The sequence below is a fragment of the Streptomyces sp. PA03-3a genome (assembly GCF_033792735.1).
In the GTDB taxonomy this organism is placed as follows: Bacteria; Actinomycetota; Actinomycetes; order Streptomycetales; family Streptomycetaceae; genus Actinacidiphila.
In genome coordinates this window covers 1-18250 of record NZ_JARAVM010000061.1, presented here as the reverse complement: position 1 = coordinate 18250, position 18250 = coordinate 1, and the positions used below count along the sequence as shown (strand labels likewise).

The 18250-nt window shown below is 70.9% G+C and carries 11 protein-coding genes and 3 pseudogenes; 11 read left to right on the top strand and 3 right to left on the bottom strand.

Annotation, left to right across the window (positions count from 1 at the left end; translation table 11 throughout):
• Nucleotides 1-83 precede the first annotated feature (83 nt).
• Nucleotides 84-4034, bottom strand: a complete 3951-nt coding sequence (gene eccCa, locus PV342_RS38765) for a type VII secretion protein EccCa (protein ID WP_500320861.1) — start codon at nucleotides 4032-4034, stop codon at nucleotides 84-86.
• A gap of 294 nt (nucleotides 4035-4328) precedes the next feature.
• Between eccCa and eccD the strand changes: the two genes are divergently transcribed.
• The 6 genes from eccD (at nucleotide 4329) to PV342_RS38735 (ending at nucleotide 11486) form a co-directional block, all read left to right on the top strand.
• Nucleotides 4329-5798, top strand: a complete 1470-nt coding sequence (gene eccD, locus PV342_RS38760) for a type VII secretion integral membrane protein EccD (RefSeq protein ID WP_500320859.1) — start codon at nucleotides 4329-4331, stop codon at nucleotides 5796-5798.
• A gap of 206 nt (nucleotides 5799-6004) precedes the next feature.
• Nucleotides 6005-6292, top strand: a complete 288-nt coding sequence (rpsO, locus tag PV342_RS38755; protein ID WP_018562610.1) for a 30S ribosomal protein S15 — start codon at nucleotides 6005-6007, stop codon at nucleotides 6290-6292.
• A 291-nt stretch (nucleotides 6293-6583) separates the two neighbouring features.
• Nucleotides 6584-8809: a polyribonucleotide nucleotidyltransferase gene (locus tag PV342_RS38750; protein ID WP_018562609.1), complete on the top strand. Its 2226-nt coding sequence runs from the start codon at nucleotides 6584-6586 to the stop codon at nucleotides 8807-8809.
• On the top strand, nucleotides 8806-10182 hold the full coding sequence (locus PV342_RS38745) for a M16 family metallopeptidase (protein WP_329185398.1): 1377 nt from the start codon (nucleotides 8806-8808) through the stop codon (nucleotides 10180-10182). The genes PV342_RS38750 and PV342_RS38745 overlap by 4 nt, the downstream gene beginning before the upstream one ends.
• 58 nt (nucleotides 10183-10240) lie before the next feature.
• Nucleotides 10241-10993, top strand: a complete 753-nt coding sequence (gene dapB / locus PV342_RS38740; protein ID WP_018562607.1) for a 4-hydroxy-tetrahydrodipicolinate reductase — start codon at nucleotides 10241-10243, stop codon at nucleotides 10991-10993.
• Between the two features lie 40 nt (nucleotides 10994-11033).
• Nucleotides 11034-11486, top strand: coding sequence for a tetratricopeptide repeat protein (locus PV342_RS38735; protein WP_500320856.1), 453 nt, complete (start codon nucleotides 11034-11036; stop codon nucleotides 11484-11486).
• 17 nt (nucleotides 11487-11503) lie between these two features.
• On the opposite strand, the gene argB is transcribed toward PV342_RS38735, so the two are convergent.
• Together argB and PV342_RS38725 are read right to left on the bottom strand one after the other, a co-directional pair.
• Entirely contained in the window at nucleotides 11504-12382 is an 879-nt protein-coding gene (argB, locus tag PV342_RS38730) for an acetylglutamate kinase (RefSeq protein WP_500320854.1), read from the bottom strand.
• 220 nt (nucleotides 12383-12602) lie between these two features.
• Nucleotides 12603-13151: an SCO5741 family PH domain-containing membrane protein gene (locus PV342_RS38725; protein WP_392617118.1), complete on the bottom strand. Its 549-nt coding sequence runs from the start codon at nucleotides 13149-13151 to the stop codon at nucleotides 12603-12605.
• Nucleotides 13152-13318: 167 nt separating this feature from the next.
• Here PV342_RS38725 and PV342_RS38720 point away from each other — a divergent pair.
• The 5 genes and pseudogenes from PV342_RS38720 to PV342_RS38700 form a co-directional block, all read left to right on the top strand.
• Nucleotides 13319-13606, top strand: a pseudogene (locus PV342_RS38720) (FAD-dependent thymidylate synthase); the annotation flags it as partial.
• Nucleotides 13586-14512 (top strand): annotated as a pseudogene (locus tag PV342_RS38715) (HNH endonuclease); the annotation flags it as partial. The pseudogenes PV342_RS38720 and PV342_RS38715, both read left to right, overlap by 21 nt.
• Nucleotides 14513-14515: 3 nt before the next feature.
• Nucleotides 14516-14965, top strand: a pseudogene (thyX, locus tag PV342_RS38710) (FAD-dependent thymidylate synthase); the annotation flags it as partial.
• A 168-nt stretch (nucleotides 14966-15133) separates the two neighbouring features.
• Nucleotides 15134-16033: a 4-hydroxy-tetrahydrodipicolinate synthase gene (gene dapA / locus PV342_RS38705; RefSeq protein WP_500320852.1), complete on the top strand. Its 900-nt coding sequence runs from the start codon at nucleotides 15134-15136 to the stop codon at nucleotides 16031-16033.
• 123 nt (nucleotides 16034-16156) lie between these two features.
• Nucleotides 16157-17842 carry a ribonuclease J gene (locus PV342_RS38700; protein WP_026251647.1) on the top strand — a complete coding sequence of 562 codons (1686 nt, stop codon included), beginning with the start codon at nucleotides 16157-16159 and terminating at the stop codon, nucleotides 17840-17842.
• Nucleotides 17843-18250 lie beyond the last annotated feature (408 nt).

Genomic DNA, 18250 nt, shown 5'->3' with positions numbered 1-18250 from the left:
GCCCCGAGCACGGCGGGGGCGGGCCGCCCGGCCCGCCCCCGCTCGCGTGTCCGCGTGTCCCGGCGACGCGCGCCGGGACGGGATCAGCTCTCCGGCAGGAAGCCGGTCTGGATCAGCTGGTTGCCGCGGCGCCGCGTGATGAACTGCGCACGGCCCGGGGGCAGCCTGGACGCCTTGGCGTTGCCGAAGATCGGGCCCTCGGCCGGGTCGCCGGACAGCAGCACGCCGGTCGCGCCCAGCTCCTTGACGCGGGTCAGGAACGGCTCGAAGGACGAACGCGAGGCGCCCGAGGTGCTGCGCGACAGCACGATGCGCAGGCCCAGGTCACGGGCGAACGGCAGGTACTCCATCAGCACCTGCATCGGGTTGCCCATCGAGGTGGCGACCAGGTCGTAGTCGTCCACGAAGACCCAGGCGTCCGGCTCGCTGTACCAGCTGCGGTTGCGCAACTGCTCGGGCGTGACGTCCGGGCCGGGCATCCGGCGGCTCATGGAACCGGCCAGCGACTCCATGACCTCCTGCAGTTGCGGACCGGAGGCGCAGTACTTGTACATGTGGCTCTCCGGGACCTGGCCGAGCAGCGCCCGGCGGAAGTCGGAGACCACGAACAGCGCCTTGCCGGGCTCGTAGCGCTCGCTGACCTGCCTGGCGAGGAACCGCAGCAGCGAGGACTTGCCGGACTCGCTCTCGCCGTAGACGACGAACAGCGGGTCGGTCTCGAAGTCGACGAACACCGGCGACAGGGTCAGCTCGTCCACACCGATCGCGATGCCGCGGTCGGAGAAGTCGCCGCCACCGGGCAGCTCCGTCGACGGCAGCATCGTCGGCAGCATCCGCACCTTCGGCGCGGTGGGGCCCGACCAGCCGGCGTTGACCGAGGCCACGAACTGCGCCATGCCGGCGGAGAGGTCCTCCACGCCGGGGGAGGCGTCGATGCGGGGCAGCGCCGCCAGGTAGTCCAGCTTCTCGGGGGACAACCCGCGGCCCGGCTTGCCGACCGGCACGTTCTCGGCGCGCCTGCGGTCGAACTCGGACTCCATCGGGTCGCCGAGCCGCAGCTCCAGCCGGCTGAGTACCTGGTCGCGCAGCGCGGGCCGGATCTCGGTGTAGCGGGTGGCGGTGATCACCAGGTGGATGCCGAAGCCCAGACCGCGGGTGGCGATGTCGTTGATGACCGGGTCGAGCATCTCGTAGTCGGTCTTGAAGGTGCTCCAGCCGTCGATGACCAGGAACACGTCGCCCCAGGGCTGGTCGGGGAAGTGCCCAGAGGCCCGGCGGGAGCGGAAGGTGCCCATCGAGTCGATGACGTTGGTGCGGAAGAACTCCTCGCGGGCGTTCAGGATGCCGTGCACCTCGGCCACCGTACGGCGGACCTTCTCCGCGTCCAGCCGGGAGGCGACGCCGCCGACGTGCGCCAGCCCGTCCAGGGCGAGCATGCCGCCGCCGCCGAAGTCGAGCGCGTAGAACTGCACTTCCTCCGGGGTGTGGGTGAGCGCGAAGGACGCGATCAGGGTGCGGACCAGCGTCGACTTGCCGGACTGAGGGCCGCCCACGATCAGCGCGTGGCCGCCGGAGCTCGACAGGTCCGCGTACATGACGTCGCGGCGCTGCTCGAAGGGCTTGTCGACCAGGCCGACCGGCACCTGCAGCTTGCCGGCGGCGGTGTAGCCGTCCGCGTGCAGACCCCGTTCGGCACTCACCGTCAGCGGCGGCAGCACCTGGTCGACGCTGAACGGCTCGTCCAGCGGCGGCAGCCACACCTGGTGTGCGGGCGGACCCTGGCCCTCCAGCCGTCCCACGATGACGTCGAGCACCGTGTCGGCCAGCGCGTCGTCGACCTGCCCGGCGCGCTGCTGCGGCTCCGGCTCGGTGACGATGCGCACGGGCACGGGCGAGGCGGTGAACAGCACGGGGGAGCGGTCGACACGTGCCCCGCTCGCCGTGCGGGTGCCCGGCGTCCGGTAGGTGCCGGACACGTACGCGGCCTTGAACTGCACCATCGTGTCGGTGCCGTACTTCAGGATGCCCGCGCCGGGGACGTTGGGCAGATGGTACGCGTCGGGCACGCCGATCGCGGTGCGCGACTCGGCCGCGGAGAAGGTCCGCAGACCGATGCGGTACGACAGGAAGGTGTCCAGGCCGCGCAGCTTGCCCTCCTCCAGGCGCTGAGAGGCCAGCAGCATGTGCACACCCAGCGACCGGCCGATGCGGCCGATCTGGATGAACATCTCAATGAAGTCCGGCTTGGCGGCGAGCAGTTCGGAGAACTCGTCGATGATCAGGACCAGCGAGGGCAGCGGGTCGAGCGCCGCGCCGGCCGCGCGGGCCTTCTCGTAGTCGGTGATGTTGGCGTAGTTGCCGGCCTGCCGCAGCAGCTCCTGGCGGCGGGTCAGCTCACCGGTGATGGAGTCGCGCATGCGGTCCACCAGGGTGAGCTCGTCGGCCAGGTTGGTGATGACCGCCGACACGTGGGGCATCGTGCCCATGCCGGTGAAGGTCGCGCCGCCCTTGAAGTCGGCGAGCACGAAGTTGAGGGTCTCCGAGGAGTGCGTCACGGCCAGGCCCAGCACCAGCGTGCGCAGCAGCTCGGACTTGCCGGAACCGGTGGCGCCGACGCACAGGCCGTGCGGGCCCATGCCCTCCTGCGAGGCCTCCTTGACGTCCAGCATGACCGGCTCGCCGGTCTCGCCCAGGCCGATGGGCACCCGCAGCCGCTCGTGGAGGGTCCGCGGCCGCCAGGTCCGCGCCACGTCCACCGAGGCCGCGTCGCCGATGCCCATCAGGTCGGTGAAGTCCAGGTTCGCCAGCAGCGGTTCGTCGGCGTCCGCGGCACCCAGCCGCAGGGGCGCGAGCTGCCGTGCCAGCGACTCCGCCTGCACCGGGGACAGTACGTCGGGCACGCCGGTGAAGGTGCCGGCCCCCGCCTCCAGGTACAGCTGGTCGCGCCACACCTGGATCGACAGCGAGCCGCGCGCCTCGTCCAGTTCGCCGGGGACGACCTCCAGGATCGTGACGCCCTGCAGGCCCTCGGCCGACGCGATCACCGAGTCCGCCGGCACACCGCCGCCGTCCAGCACGATCACCACGTGCGGCTGGTCCAGCACCGGCTGGCCCTCGCGGTTGAAGCGCGGCCTGCCCTCCAGCTCGTCCGCCAGCAGGTCCTCGACCTCGCCCAGGTCACCGCATATCAGACGGCGCGAGCCCGCCCCGTCGTGCTCCTTGTGCTGCGCGTGGGGCAGCCACTTGACCCACTCCCACTCCGGCTGGGCGCCGGGCGCCGCCACGATGGCGACGACCAGGTCCTCCGGCGAGTGCAGGGAGCACAGCTGGCCCACGATGGAGCGGGTCTGCCCGTAGACGGTGTCCGGGTCCCCGGAGACGGTCACGTGGTAGAAGGAACGCAGCCCCACCGCCAGCGGCAGGTTGTCCAGCGAGCCGTGCGCCGCGATGAACTGCTGCATCGAGTGCGCGGTCAGCGGCTCCAGTTCGTCCACCGGGGCGGTCTCCGGCGCCACCAGCGGCGTCGACAGCTGCTGCGGGCCGAGGCCCACCCGCACCTGCGCGAAGTCCGGGTCGGTGAAACGGCGTTCCCACACCCGCGATGACTCGGCGACCAGCGCCCACAGCTGTTCGGGCGCGGGATGCAGGTAATACTGGGCGTCGCGCTGCCTGCGGGCGGTCTTGCGAACCCCGCGGCGCACCTGCGCCAGGTACTTCAGGTAGTCCCGGCGGGCCTCCGCCATCTGCCCCGACGGCCCCTTGCGGGCGCGCACGATCTGGGCCACCACCATCGCCACGGTGGAGCCCAGCATGAGCACGCCCATGACCTTCATGAACCCGCCGGAGGTCCCCGACCCCGTGGGCAGGAAGAAGAACGCCGCCGAGGAACCCATGCCGAGCATCGGCAGCAGGTTCATCAGCAGGCCCTGGTCCTCGCCGCGCGGCAGTTCGGGCGGGGCTTCGAGCCGTACCTCCTCATTAGGCACCTCCGGCGGGTAAACCCGCGGCGGGCGCTTGATGACGACCACGCTCACCGATGCACCAGTCCTTCACGCGAATCGCAGTTTCGGGCCGCCCCCGTGGTGACGGTCCCCCGTATGACACGTCCCGGTCGCGCTGCGCCCCGCGCGGGGCGGGCATCGGACCACAGGCAGGTGGCGATCCTACTGGGCATGACAGTTCAAAGGCACTGGGACGGGTGAGGGACAAGGGACTTGAGGTACCCGGTAGGGTGACGGATCGCGAAGCGCGGACGGGGGTCCGACCCTGGACGGCCGCGCGGACCCCAGCCCAACCCACCCATCACCGGACGAGGGGGACCACTCCAGGTGAGCACGATCTCAGCGACGGGATTCTGCAGAGTCACGGTGGCGGCGCCGAACAGCCGGATCGATGTGGCACTCCCGGAGGACGTGCCGCTCTCCGACATCCATCCGGAGATACTGCGCCTGTCGGGCCAGACCCCCGACGAAGCCGCCCCCACCGGCTACAACTTGGTCCGCCGGGACGGACGTGTCCTCGACGGCACCCTGTCCCTGGCCGAACAGCGTGTGCACGACGGTGAGTTGCTGCTGCTGCGCCCGTTCGCGGACTCACTGCCGCCCGCCGTGTTCGACGACGTCGTCGACGCCGTCGCCGCCGCGGTCGAGACCGACCGGCGCAGCTGGAACGACGGCCTCATGCGCGGCGTGGGCCTGACCGCCGGCGTCATCCTGCTCGCCCTGATGGCCTTCGTGCTCTGGTTCTCCGAGCCGGTCAAGCACGACATGCACGGCCTGTCCGGCATCCTCGCGGGCGCCGCGGGCCTGGTGCTGGTGGCGCTCGCCTCGGTGCGCGCCCGCGTGTACGACGACCGCCACTCGGCCGTCGCCCTCGGCCTCGCCTCCCTGCCGCTGCTGCTCGTCGCCGGCTCCGGGATCATGGGCGTCGACGGGAACGAGGGACCGGGCCGGCTGCACTTCCTCATCGGCTGCGTCGTCGTGCTCGTCGCCGCGGTGCTCCTCGTGCTGATGCTGCCGCAGGGGGACGCTCCGTTCGTCGCGGCCTCCTTCACCGCCGGCGTCGGCACCGTGGCCACCTTCCTGGCGATCCTCACCGACGCCGCCCCGCGCGAGGCCGCCGCCGTCACCGCCGTCGTCATGATCGCCGTCATCGGCTTCCTGCCCGGCTGGTCCGCCCGCTTCGCCCGGCTGCCCATCGGCTTCCGCTCGCCCGACCAGGTCCAGGCCCGGCACCGCGGCGACGGCGACCGGCAGGGCGAGGAGGAGCCGGTCGACTTCGACCGGATCACCAACCAGGCCCGTCGCGGCCACGAGCTGCTGCTCGGTCTGGTCGGCGGCTGCGCCGCCGCGATCGTCGGCTCCGCCGGCGTCGTGCTCGGCTTCTCCGACAGCTCCTGGGCGCAGCTGCTCGCCCTCGCGATGGGCCTGGCGACCCTGATGCGCGCCCGGCTGTTCCGCTACACCTCGCAGGTCGTGACGTTGATGGTGGCCGGTGTGATCACCGTCGGGCTGCTGATCATCGGCCTCTCCCTCAACCTGCCGGCCGACGTCCTCACCGACCTGCTGCGCGGCAACCACTCCTCGCTCGACATCCGCACCGTGTGGCTGTCCGCGGCGGTCGCCCTGGGCGCGGCCCTCCTGGTGGCGATCGCCCTCGTCGTCCCGAGCAAGGGCGTCACCCCCTTCTGGGGCCGGATGCTCGACCTCGCCGAGGCGACCGTGCTGCTCTCCCTCATCCCGCTCGCCCTCGCCGTCCTCGACCTGTACGCCGAGGCCCGCGGCATGACCAGCGGCTGAACGACGGGCGGCCGGGCCGGGAGGGCCCGCCGCCGCCGGCGGCCCCCGCCACCCCGGCCCCGGACATCGCACCGGGCCCGGGGTGGTACTCTGTGTAACCGATGCGTCCGCCCATGCGCGGCGCGTCATGCCTTCCGGGTCAACGAAGCTTCTCCTGTGACGCAGACCAGGGGCGCTCGGAGGCACCGACACCACAAGGAGACCGTATGTCGCTCGACGTCGCGACGAAGAAGCAGATCATCGCCGAGTTCGGCACCAAGGAGGGCGACACCGGCTCCCCCGAGGTCCAGGTCGCGCTGCTCTCGCGCCGCATCTCGGACCTGACCGAGCACCTCAAGACCCACAAGCACGACCACCACTCCCGTCGTGGTCTGCTGATCCTGGTCGGCCAGCGCCGCCGCCTGCTGCAGTACCTGGCCAAGAAGGACATCCAGCGCTTCCGTGCGCTGGTCGACCGCCTCGGCATCCGCCGCGGTGCGGCCGGCGCCCGCTGAGACGCCGTAGAGGGAGCGGTTCCCAGCCGGGGGCCGCTCCCTTTGCGTACGCACGGGGCCGCGCTGGGCGCGAGACCGGTGCCGAGACTTTGTAGTCTGGTCCCATACACAACGCCATAGAACATGCGGAGGGAGCGTCCTCCTAGCGCCACCAGAGCCGGTCCTCGGTAGTGGCCCCCGGGCAGCACGTACGTCCCGGTGGCTTCGATCGAAGACCGGCCCGGCGGGACGCCCCTCCACCGACGGTCCCCGGGAAGACGCCCGGGGGCACGAAAGAGGAGAATTCCCATAGTGGAGAACGAGACCCACTACGCCGAGGCCGTGATCGACAACGGCAGCTTCGGCACCCGCACGATCCGCTTCGAGACGGGCCGCCTGGCCCGTCAGGCCGCCGGCTCGGCCGTGGCGTACCTGGACGACGACACCATGGTGCTGTCGGCCACCACCGCCTCGAAGCACCCGAAGGACCAGCTCGACTTCTTCCCGCTGACGGTGGACGTCGAGGAGCGCATGTACGCGGCCGGGCGGATCCCCGGTTCCTTCTTCCGCCGCGAGGGCCGCCCCTCCGAGGACGCGATCCTCACCTGCCGCCTGATCGACCGCCCGCTGCGCCCGTCCTTCAAGAAGGGCCTGCGCAACGAGATCCAGGTCGTGGCGACGGTCATGGCGCTCAACCCCGACCACCTCTACGACGTGGTCGCCATCAACGCCGCCTCCTGCTCCACGCAGCTCGCCGGCCTGCCCTTCTCCGGCCCGGTCGGCGGCGTGCGCGTCGCGCTGATCCGCGGCCAGTGGGTCGCCTTCCCGACCCACAGCGAGCTGGAGGAGGCCGTCTTCGACATGGTCGTGGCCGGCCGCACCCTCGAGGACGGCGACGTCGCGATCATGATGGTCGAGGCCGAGGCCACCGACAAGACGATCAAGCTCGTCGAGGGCGGCGCCGAGGCGCCGACCGAGGAGATCGTCGCGGCGGGCCTGGAGGCCTCCAAGCCCTTCATCAAGGTGCTGTGCAAGGCGCAGGCCGACCTCGCCGCGAAGGCCGCCAAGGAGACCGCCGAGTTCCCGATCTTCCTGGACTACCAGGACGACGTGTTCGAGGCGCTGGAGTCCTCGGTCGCCGACGAGCTGAAGCAGGCGCTGACCATCGCCGGCAAGCAGGCCCGCGAGGCCGAGCTGGACCGTGTGAAGGCGCTCGCCGCCGAGAAGCTGCTGCCGCAGTTCGAGGGCCGCGAGAAGGAGATCTCCGCGGCGTACCGCTCGCTGACCAAGAAGCTGGTCCGCGAGCGCGTCATCAAGGACAAGGTCCGCATCGACGGCCGCGGCGTCACCGACATCCGCACCCTGGCCGCCGAGGTCGAGGCGATCCCGCGGGTGCACGGCTCGGCGCTGTTCGAGCGCGGCGAGACCCAGATCCTGGGTGTCACCACGCTGAACATGCTGCGCATGGAGCAGCAGCTGGACACGCTGGCGCCCGAGACGCGCAAGCGCTACATGCACAACTACAACTTCCCGCCGTACTCCGTCGGCGAGACCGGCCGCGTGGGCTCCCCCAAGCGCCGTGAGATCGGCCACGGCGCGCTGGCCGAGCGGGCGATCCTCCCGGTCCTGCCGGCCCGCGAGGACTTCCCGTACGCCATCCGCCAGGTCTCCGAGGCGCTGGGCTCCAACGGCTCCACCTCCATGGGCTCGGTCTGCGCCTCCACCATGTCGCTGCTGAACGCCGGTGTGCCGCTGAAGGCCCCCGTCGCCGGCATCGCCATGGGCCTGATCTCCCAGGAGATCGACGGCGAGACCCACTACGTCACCCTCACCGACATCCTCGGTGCGGAGGACGCCTTCGGCGACATGGACTTCAAGGTCGCCGGCACCAAGCAGTTCGTCACCGCGCTGCAGCTGGACACCAAGCTCGACGGCATCCCGGCGTCGGTCCTGGCCGCGGCCCTCAAGCAGGCCCGCGACGCCCGTCTGCACATCCTCGACGTGATGATGGAGGCGATCGACACTCCGGACGAGATGTCGCCGAACGCCCCGCGCATCATCACCGTCAAGATCCCGGTGGACAAGATCGGTGAGGTCATCGGCCCCAAGGGCAAGATGATCAACCAGATCCAGGAGGACACCGGCGCCGAGATCACCATCGAGGACGACGGCACCATCTACATCGGTGCCGCCGACGGCCCGTCCGCCGAGGCCGCCCGCGCCACCATCAACGGCATCGCCAACCCGACGATGCCCGAGGTCGGCGAGCGCTACCTGGGCACGGTCGTGAAGACCACCACCTTCGGTGCCTTCGTCTCCCTGCTCCCGGGCAAGGACGGCCTGCTGCACATCTCGCAGATCCGCAAGCTGGCCGGCGGCAAGCGCGTCGAGAACGTCGAGGACGTCCTCGCCGTGGGCTCCAAGGTCCAGGTCGAGATCGCCGAGATCGACCAGCGCGGCAAGCTCTCGCTGATCCCGGTCATCGAGGGCGAAGAGGCCGCGGCCGACGACAAGGCCGAGGACGCGTCCGAGAAGTGACCACCCGCTCCACTCGTGTGACGGCCCGCCCCACCACCAAGGGGCGGGCCGTCCGCACGCAGACCCTGCTCCCCGGCACCGACGGCATCGGCACGGTGCGGCGCAGCGTGCTCCCCGGCGGCCTGCGCGTGGTCACCGAGACCCTGCCGACGGTGCGCTCCGCGACCTTCGGCATCTGGGTCGGTGTCGGCTCACGCGACGAGACCCCGGCCCTGAACGGCGCCACGCACTACCTGGAGCACCTGCTCTTCAAGGGCACCGCGCGGCGCAGCGCGCTGGAGATCTCCTCGGCGATCGACGCCGTCGGCGGCGAGATGAACGCCTTCACGGCCAAGGAGTACACGTGCTACTACGCGCGCGTCCTCGACACCGACCTGCCGCTCGCCATCGACGTGGTCAGCGACATGCTGACCGGTTCCCTGATCCGCCAGGAGGACATCGACGCCGAGCGCGGAGTCGTCCTGGAGGAGATCGCGATGACCGAGGACGACCCCGGTGACCAGGTCCACGACCTGTTCGCCACCGCCATGCTGGGCGACTCCCCGCTCGGCCGCCCCGTCCTCGGCACCGTCGACACCATCAACGCCCTCACCCGCGACCAGGTCGCCCGCTTCTACCGGAAGCACTACGACCCGACGCGGCTGGTCGTCGCCGCCGCGGGCAACGTCGACCACGCCACCGTCGTCCGCCAGGTCCGCAAGGCCTTCGAGGACGCGGGCGCCCTCCGCGACGCGGACGCCGTGCCCCGCCCGCCGCGCGGCGGCGCCCGCACGATACGCGGCCAGGGCCGGGTGGAGCTCCTGGAGCGCCGCACCGAGCAGGCCCACGTCGTGCTCGGCATGCCGGGCCTGTCCCGGCACGACGACCGGCGCTGGGCGCTGGGCGTGCTCAACACCGCCCTCGGCGGCGGAATGAGCTCCCGGCTGTTCCAGGAGGTCCGCGAGAAGCGCGGACTCGCCTACAGCGTCTACTCGTACACCTCGTCCTTCGCGGACTCCGGTCTGTTCGGCGTGTACGCCGGCTGCCAGCCGCGCCGCGTCCACGAGGTCCTCAAGATCTGCCGCGAGGAACTGGACCAGGTCGCCGAGCACGGGCTGAGCGACGAGGAACTGCACCGGGCCATCGGCCAGTTCTCCGGCTCGACCGTGCTCAGCCTGGAGGACACCGGCGCGCTGATGAACCGGATCGGCAAGAGCGAGCTGTGCTGGGGCGAGCAGATGTCGGTGGACGCCACACTCGAGAGGATCGCCGCGGTCACCCCCGACGAGGTGCGCGCGGTCGCCCGCGACGTCCTGGGACAGCGTCCCTCGCTGGCCGTCATAGGCCCGCTGAAGGACCGGCAGGCCGCCCGGCTGCACGAGTCCGTCGCCTGAGCCCTGAGCCGTGAGCCGTACCGACCGTCTCGAACGTCTGGACCGGAGGACTGGAACGATGAGCAAGATCCGCGTGGGTGTGATCGGGGCCCGCGGCCGCATGGGCGCCGAGGCGGTCAAGGCCGTCGAGGCCGCGGACGGCCTGGAACTGGTGGCGGCGATCGGCCGCGAGGACAAGCTGGAGTCCCTCGCCGAGAACGGGGCCCAGGTCGCCGTCGAACTGACCACCCCGGGCTCGGTGATGGGCAACCTCGACTTCTGCCTGCGGCACGGCATCCACGCCGTCGTCGGCACCACCGGCTGGACCGACGAGCGCCTGGACACCCTGCGCGGCTGGCTCGGCCAGGCCCCGGGCACCGGTGTGCTCATCGCACCGAACTTCGGCATCGGGGCGGTCCTGGCGATGCGCTTCGCCCGCCAGGCCGCCCGCTTCTTCGAGTCCGCGGAGATCGTCGAACTCCACCACCCGGACAAGGTCGACGCGCCCAGCGGCACCGCCGTCCGCACCGCGCAGCTCATCGCCGACGCCCGCCGCGAGGCCGGGCTCGGCGAGCAGCCGGACGCCACGGCGACCGCCCTGGACGGGGCGCGCGGCGCCGACGTCGAGGGCGTGCCCGTGCACGCGGTGCGGCTGCGCGGTCTCGTCGCCCACCAGGAGGTGCTCTTCGGCGACGCCGGAGAGGTCCTCACCATCCGCCACGACTCCATGAACCGCGCCTCCTTCATGCCGGGCGTCCTGCTCGGCGTGCGCAGGGTCGTCTCCACGCCGGGGCTCACCTTCGGCCTGGAGCACTTCATGGACCTCGACTGACCGCCGAGAGACGACAGACTGAGAGCCGGGTCCGCCCATCATGCGCGCAAAGATCACCTACTTCGTCCTCGCGGCCGTCCTGGTCGTCTACTTCGTGCTGGCCGGCGCCCGCGGCGTCTGGCTGATCCAGGACGGCCGCCCGGTCACGGTGGTGTTCGGCGTGGCCGTGCTCGTGCTGCCCCTGGTCGGCGTCTGGTTCCTGGTCCGTACGACGCAGTTCGCGCGCAACGCGGACCGGCTGGCCCGGGAACTGGAGGCCGAGGGCGGCCTCCCGGAGGACGAGCTGGTGCGCACCCCGAGCGGGCGCGTCGACCGGGCCTCCGCCGACGCGGTCTTCGCCAGGCGCAAGGCCGAGACGGAGGCGGCGCCGGAGGACTGGCGGACCTGGTTCCGGCTCGCGGTCGCCTACCACGACGCCCGCGACACCCCGCGGGCACGAAAGGCCATGCAGCGGGCGATCGCGCTGCACGGGAAGGCCCCGCAGACCCCCTGAGCGGGTCCGCTCCGGCCTCAGCCCGGCAGGACGGTCGTCCCGGACTGCCCGGGGGCGCCGGTGAGCGCCCGCAGCAGGGCGTGCGGGACGCGGCCGTCCAGCACCCGTGCGGTGCGGACCCCGGCGCGGACCGCGCGCAGGCAGCTCTCCATCTTCGGCACCATGCCGCCCCCCAGGGACGGCAGCACCAGTTCCAGCTCGGTGGCGGTGAGCCGGTCCAGCACCCGCTCCCGGCGCGGCCAGTCCGCGTACACCCCGGGCACGTCGGTCAGCACCACCAGGGCCTCCGCGCCCAGCGCGGCGGCCAGCGCGCCGGCGGCCGCGTCCGCGTTGACGTTGTAGACCTCGCCGTCCGTCCCGCGGCCGAGCGGCGAGACCACGGGGACGTGGCCGTGGTCCAGCAACACGTCCAGGGCGGCGGTGTTGACCTCCGTCACGTCCCCGACCAAGCCGATGTCCAGCAGCTCCCCGCCGACCTCGGCGTACCGGCCCACCGCGGTGAGGGTGTGCGCGTCCTCGCCGGTGAGCCCGACGGCGTACGGGCCGTGCTCGTTGAGCGACCGCACCAGCTCCCGCTGCACCTTGCCGGCGAGCACCATCCGCACCACGTCCAGCGTCTCCGGGGTGGTGACGCGCTGACCGCCCAGGAACTTCGCCGGCACGCCCAGCCGGTCGAGCTGCGCGCTGATCTGCGGACCGCCCCCGTGCACCACGACGGCCCGCACCCCGGTCCGCCGCAGGCGCACCACGTCCTCGGCGAAGGAACGCATCAACGGCCCGTCGGTCATGGCGTGCCCGCCGAACTTCACGACGACGGTGCGGCCACGCAGCGGTTCCAGCGCGGGCAGCGGCCCGGGGCGGCTGAGGAGCGTGCTCGGATGGGGCGGTGCGAACAACTGTCGCTCCAGGTCCTCGACGGGCCAAGTCGGCCGGACGCTAACAGCCGCAGGCGAACGCCCGATGACGCCCGTCTGTCACCCGCGGGGTTCCCGCGGTGCGCTGCCACGTGTGCCTCGGAGCGGACCGGCGGGCGCCGGCCTGGAGCCCGGCCGCGGCGTCAGCCTCCCGCCGGGCCCCCGCAGGCGCCCTGAGGGTCCACGGCGGCCCTGGCGGGCCTTACCGGCCCAGCTCGGCGGCCCAGCCCTCTATGGCGTCCGCGGCCTGGTCGAAGGCCTCCGTACGGCCCAGGAAGTCCGCGTTGTGGTCGGTGAGCAGCGGCCGCAGCAACTGGCCGTTCGACCGCGTGACGACCAGGGCCTGGCCCTGCACGGTCCGGGGCAGCCCCAGCCACTTCACCGGCTGCTGGGCCGTACGGACGGATCCGACCCGGTCCCACGGCAGCGTCGTGGTGTACAGGAGCCCCACCTGCCGCAGACCGCGCGTGCTCACCCAAAACCCCACGCGCAGCAGGCGCAGCGCGCAGCCGATCGCCAGGACCGCGGCGCCGAGCGTCGTCGCCACACCGGGCCCGTTGCCCGAGAGCCCCATGATCACCGCTGCGATGAGCAGGTACGAGGCGAGCATGAGCAGCATCGCCGCCGCGGCGACCCGCCAGGGGCCCGGGCGGTAGGGACGGACCCACCCGTCCTGGACCCGGTGCGGAAGGGCGGCGTCCGCGGCGTACTCGTCGTGGCCGCTGTCGGCGGCGAGGAAGGGCAGAGACACATCGGTGAGGCTAGCGGGCCCCGCCGGGACCGGCCAGCAGTGGTCCGCCGGTCGTCTGCCTTGCTCCGCTTTGCGGGGAGTGGGGGCGGTGTCGACGGGTGTCGGGCGATGTCGGAGCGGGCGCATAGGCTGGTCGCCGCCCCAAGCTCCGTGAGGAAGGACGCCCGGTGACCGACACCTCCGCCGACGATTCCGTGCAGTTCCGCGACGACGTGACCGTCGAGCTCGTCAAGCACAGCGCCGCCGATTCCGACGTGCTCTGGGCCGCCCGGGTCTCCACGGCCGGCGAGCAGTCGCTGGCGGAGCTGACCAAGGACCCGGAGCGCTCCAAGGGCCTGATCAACTTCCTCATGCGGGACCGCCACGGCAGCCCCTTCGAGCACAACTCGATGACCTTCTTCGTCAGCGCCCCGATCTTCGTCTTCCGCGAGTTCATGCGCCACCGCGTCGGATGGTGCCTCGCGGGTGACACGGAGATCACGCTGGAAAGCGAGGCGGGCAATCTGCGGCGGCGGTCGATCAAGGAACTGCACCGCCTCTGGCACGTCGGCGTGGAGGACCGGCTGCCCGCATCCGCCGGAGGGGTGTCGTGGCACGCCAAGGCGGGCAAGTGGACGGCCCAGGTCCGGCGCGGCGACAAGAACCACTACCTGGGGCTCTATGAGAGCCGTGACGCCGCCGACAGCGCCGTTGCCGAGTTCCGTGAACAGCACCCGAGTACGCGTCTGCGCAAGCTCGAGTCCGTCCGCCGCAACCACGTGCGCTGTTACGACGAGGAGACGCTCCTCGCCCAGCGGGCTCGCATCGTCGACGTCATCGAGTCCGGGGTCAAGCAGCTCATCAAGATCACGACGGCGTCCGGCCGGGTCCTGCGGTGTTCGGTGGACCACGCGATCCTCACCCCGGAGGGCTGGGCGAAGGCCGGGGAACTCGCGGTAGGAGATGCCGTCATGGTCGCCGGGACGGCCCCCCGGCCGTCCCAGGCCCTGGTGCCGCCGAGCCTCCGCCGCGGTATCGGTGTGTGGACGTCCATGCAACGTGAGCGGCTGATCAAGGAGACGGACACCTGCTACTTGTGCTCGCGGTCCTTCCCGCGGGAATCGCTCGCTCTGGACCACCGTGTTCCCGTCGCCGCCGACCTGGGGCTCGCGCTGGACACCGGCAACCTCGCTCCGGCCTGCGAAGACTGCCACACCCGCAAGAGCGGCGAGGAGCAGGCACTCGCGAAGCGCGGCGGCAAGATCGCGACCGCGGTGCCCGAGCGGATCCTGGAGATCGTCCAGGACAGCGAGGAGATGACCTACGACCTGTCCGTCGAGGGTCCGTGGCACAACTTCGTCGCCAATGGCATCGTCGTGCACAACTCGTACAACGAGGAGTCCGGTCGCTACCGGGAGCTCCAGCCCGTCTTCTACGTCCCCGGTGAGGACCGCAAGCTGGTCCAGCAGGGCCGCCCCGGGAAGTACGAGTTCGTGCACGGGTCCGCGGAGCAGCACCAGTCCGTCGTGGACGCCATGGAGGCCTCCTACCGGCAGTCCTACGACGCGTACCAGAAGATGCTGGCGGCTGGCGTCGCCCGCGAGGTCGCCCGGGCCACGCTGCCCGTCGGCCTGTTCTCGTCGATGTACGCCACCTGCAACGCGCGCTCGCTGATGCACTTCCTCGGCCTGCGCACCCAGCACGAGCTCGCCAAGGTGCCGTCGTTCCCGCAGCGGGAGATCGAGATGGTCGGGGAGCGGATGGAAGCCGAATGGGCGAAGCTCATGCCGCTCACGCACGCCGCCTTCAACGGCAACGGCCGGATCGCTCCGTAGCAGGTCACCACTCATCCGGAATCTTCCGATTGCCGGGTTTCATGCAATTCGTCTAGTCTTCAGAAACGGATTCCGGTGCTGCTTGAACCCCCGAGCAGGCAGCGCCGGAGTCCTCATCGCAGGTCCCGAGGGGGTGTCCCGGTACCGGCACCGAGTAGCGTTGGACCCATGGCTCCGACCTCCACCCCGCAGACCCCCTTCGGGCGGGTCCTGACCGCAATGGTCACGCCGTTCACCGCGGACGGCGCCCTCGACCTCGACGGCGCGCAGCACCTCGCCGCCCACCTCGTCGAGGCAGGCAACGACGGCCTGGTCATCAACGGCACCACCGGTGAGTCGCCGACCACCAGCGACGTGGAGAAAGAGCAGCTCGTCCGGGCCGTACTGGAGGCGGTCGGCGACCGCGCGTTCGTCGTCGCGGGCGTCGGCACCAACGACACCCACCACACCCTCGAGCTGGCCCGGCAAGCGGAGCGCGCCGGCGCCCACGGCCTGCTCGCGGTCACCCCGTACTACAACAAGCCCCCTCAGGAGGGCCTGTACCGGCACTTCACCGCCGTCGCGGACGCCACCGGCCTGCCGGTGATGCTCTACGACATCCCCGGCCGCAGCGGCGTCCCCATCGAGACCGAGACCCTCGTCCGGCTCGCCGAGCACCCCCGGATCGTCGCCAACAAGGACGCGAAGGGCGACCTCGGCGCCGCGAGCTGGGCCATGAGCCGCAGCGGCCTCGCCTGGTACTCCGGCGACGACATGCTCAACCTGCCGCTGCTCTCCGTCGGCGCCGTCGGGTTCGTCTCCGTCGTGGGACATCTGGTCAGCCCTGAACTGCGGGCCCTCCTCGAGGCCTATTTCTCGGGGGACACCCACAAGGCGACGGAGATCCACCAGAAGCTGCTCCCGGTCTTCACCGGCGTCTTCCGTACCCAGGGCGTCATCACCACCAAGGCCGCCCTGGCCCTGCAGGGGCTGCCCGCCGGCCCGCTGCGGCTCCCGCTCGTGGAGCTCGACGAGGCGGCGACGGCACAGCTGAAGCAGGATCTCGCCGCCGGCGGGGTACAGCTGTAACCAAAGACTTAAGAACTGAATATCGCTCCATGAGGACAACGTAAGAGAACGCACACTGTCACGCGCGCACGGTGTCCCCGGGCTTCCGCCCGGGGCCTGTGGCGTGCGTGGTGAGGAGAGACTTTGAGCCATCCGCACCCTGAGCTCGGCCCACCCCCCGCGCTGCCCGAAGGCGGTCTGCGTATCACACCGCTAGGCGGTCTCGGAGAGATCGGCCGCAACATGACGGTCTTCGAGTACGGAGGCCGACTGCTGATCGTCGACTGCGGGGTGCTCTTCCCGGAGGAGGAGCAGCCCGGAGTGGACCTGATCCTCCCGGACTTCACCTCGATCCGCGACCGCCTGGACGACGTCGTCGGCATCGTCCTCACGCACGGCCACGAGGACCACATCGGCGCCGTCCCCTTCCTCCTTCGGGAGAAGGACGACATCCCGCTGATCGGCTCGAAGCTGACCCTCGCCCTCATCGAGGCCAAGCTCGCCGAGCACCGCATCCGCCCCTACACACTCGAGGTCGCCGAGGGGCAGCGCGAGCGCATCGGGCCTTTCGACTGCGAGTTCATCGCGGTCAACCACTCCATTCCCGACGCCCTCGCGGTGGCCATCCGCACCCCGGCGGGCATGGTCGTGCACACCGGCGACTTCAAGATGGACCAGCTGCCGCTCGACGGCCGGCTCACCGACCTGCACGCCTTCGCGCGCCTGTCGCAGGAGGGCATCGACCTGTTGCTCTCGGACTCCACCAACGCGGAGGTCCCCGGCTTCATCCCGCACGAGCGGGACATCTCGCCGGTGCTGCGCCAGGTCTTCGCCAAGGCCGACAAGCGGATCATCGTGGCCAGCTTCGCCAGCCACGTCCACCGCATCCAGCAGGTTCTGGACGCCGCCCACGAACGCGGCCGCAAGGTCGCCTTCATCGGCCGCTCCATGGTCCGCAACATGGGCATCGCCCGGGACCTGGGCTATCTGCGGGTCCCACCGGGCCTCATCGTGGACGTCAAGACGCTCGACGACCTCCCCGACGAGAAGATCGTCCTGGTGTGCACCGGCTCCCAGGGCGAACCCATGGCGGCGCTGTCCCGGATGGCCAACCGCGACCACCAGATCCGCATCGTCGAGGGCGACACCGTCGTCCTCGCCTCGTCGCTCATCCCGGGCAACGAGAACGCGGTCTACCGGGTGATCAACGGCCTCACCCGCTGGGGTGCCAACGTCGTGCACAAGGGCAACGCCAAGGTGCACGTCTCCGGCCACGCCTCCGCCGGCGAGCTGCTGTACTTCTACAACATCTGCAAGCCCCGCAACCTCATGCCGGTCCACGGCGAATGGCGGCACCTGCGCGCCAACGCCGAACTCGGCCGGGCCACCGGTGTCCCGAAGGAGCGCTGCGTCCTCGCCGAGGACGGGCTGGTCGTCGACCTCGTCGACGGCGTCGCGAAGGTCACCGGCAAGGTGCAGGCGGGCTATGTGTACGTGGACGGCCTCTCGGTCGGCGACGTCACCGAGTCCTCCCTCAAGGACCGCCGCATCCTCGGCGAGGAGGGCATCGTCTCGGTGTTCATCGTCGTCGACAGCACCACCGGCAAGGTCGTGGGTGGCCCGTTCATCCAGGCCCGCGGCTCCGGCATCGACGACGAGGCCTTCAACGAGGTCCTCCCCAAGATCGAGGAGTCCCTCGCCCGCGCCGCCTCCGACGGCGTCGCCGAGGTCCGCCAGTTGCAGCAGCTCATCCGTCGCGCGATCGGCAAGTGGGTCTCCGACAACTACCGCCGGCGCCCGATGATCCTCCCCGTGGTCGTGGAGGTCTGACGCACCACCAGGAGCGGGGCACCCTCGATTTGCATCGGGGTGCCCCGCTCCAGTACGTTGGCACAACCCCCGCGACGAGAACGCCACGGAGACGTGCGCCCTCGCAGCGGTTCGGTAAAACCGACGGAAAGCATCTGCTAAAGTCGGGGAGCGCGAAAGCCGAAAGGCAGAAACGCAAAAGCAGGAAATCCCCACCGGCGGGAATCGGGCACGAAAGAGTCTGATAAAGTCGGGAACGTCGAAAAGCGAAAGCCGGACGGCGAAACCCCCTCCAGAGGGTGGCAGAGAAGGAAATCGGATCTGCTAAGCTGGAGACAACGAAGGGAAAGCCCGGAGGGGCCGGTGAAACGGTCTCGAAGGAAGCTTCCGTTCCTTGAGAACTCAACAGCGTGCCAAAAGTCAACGCCA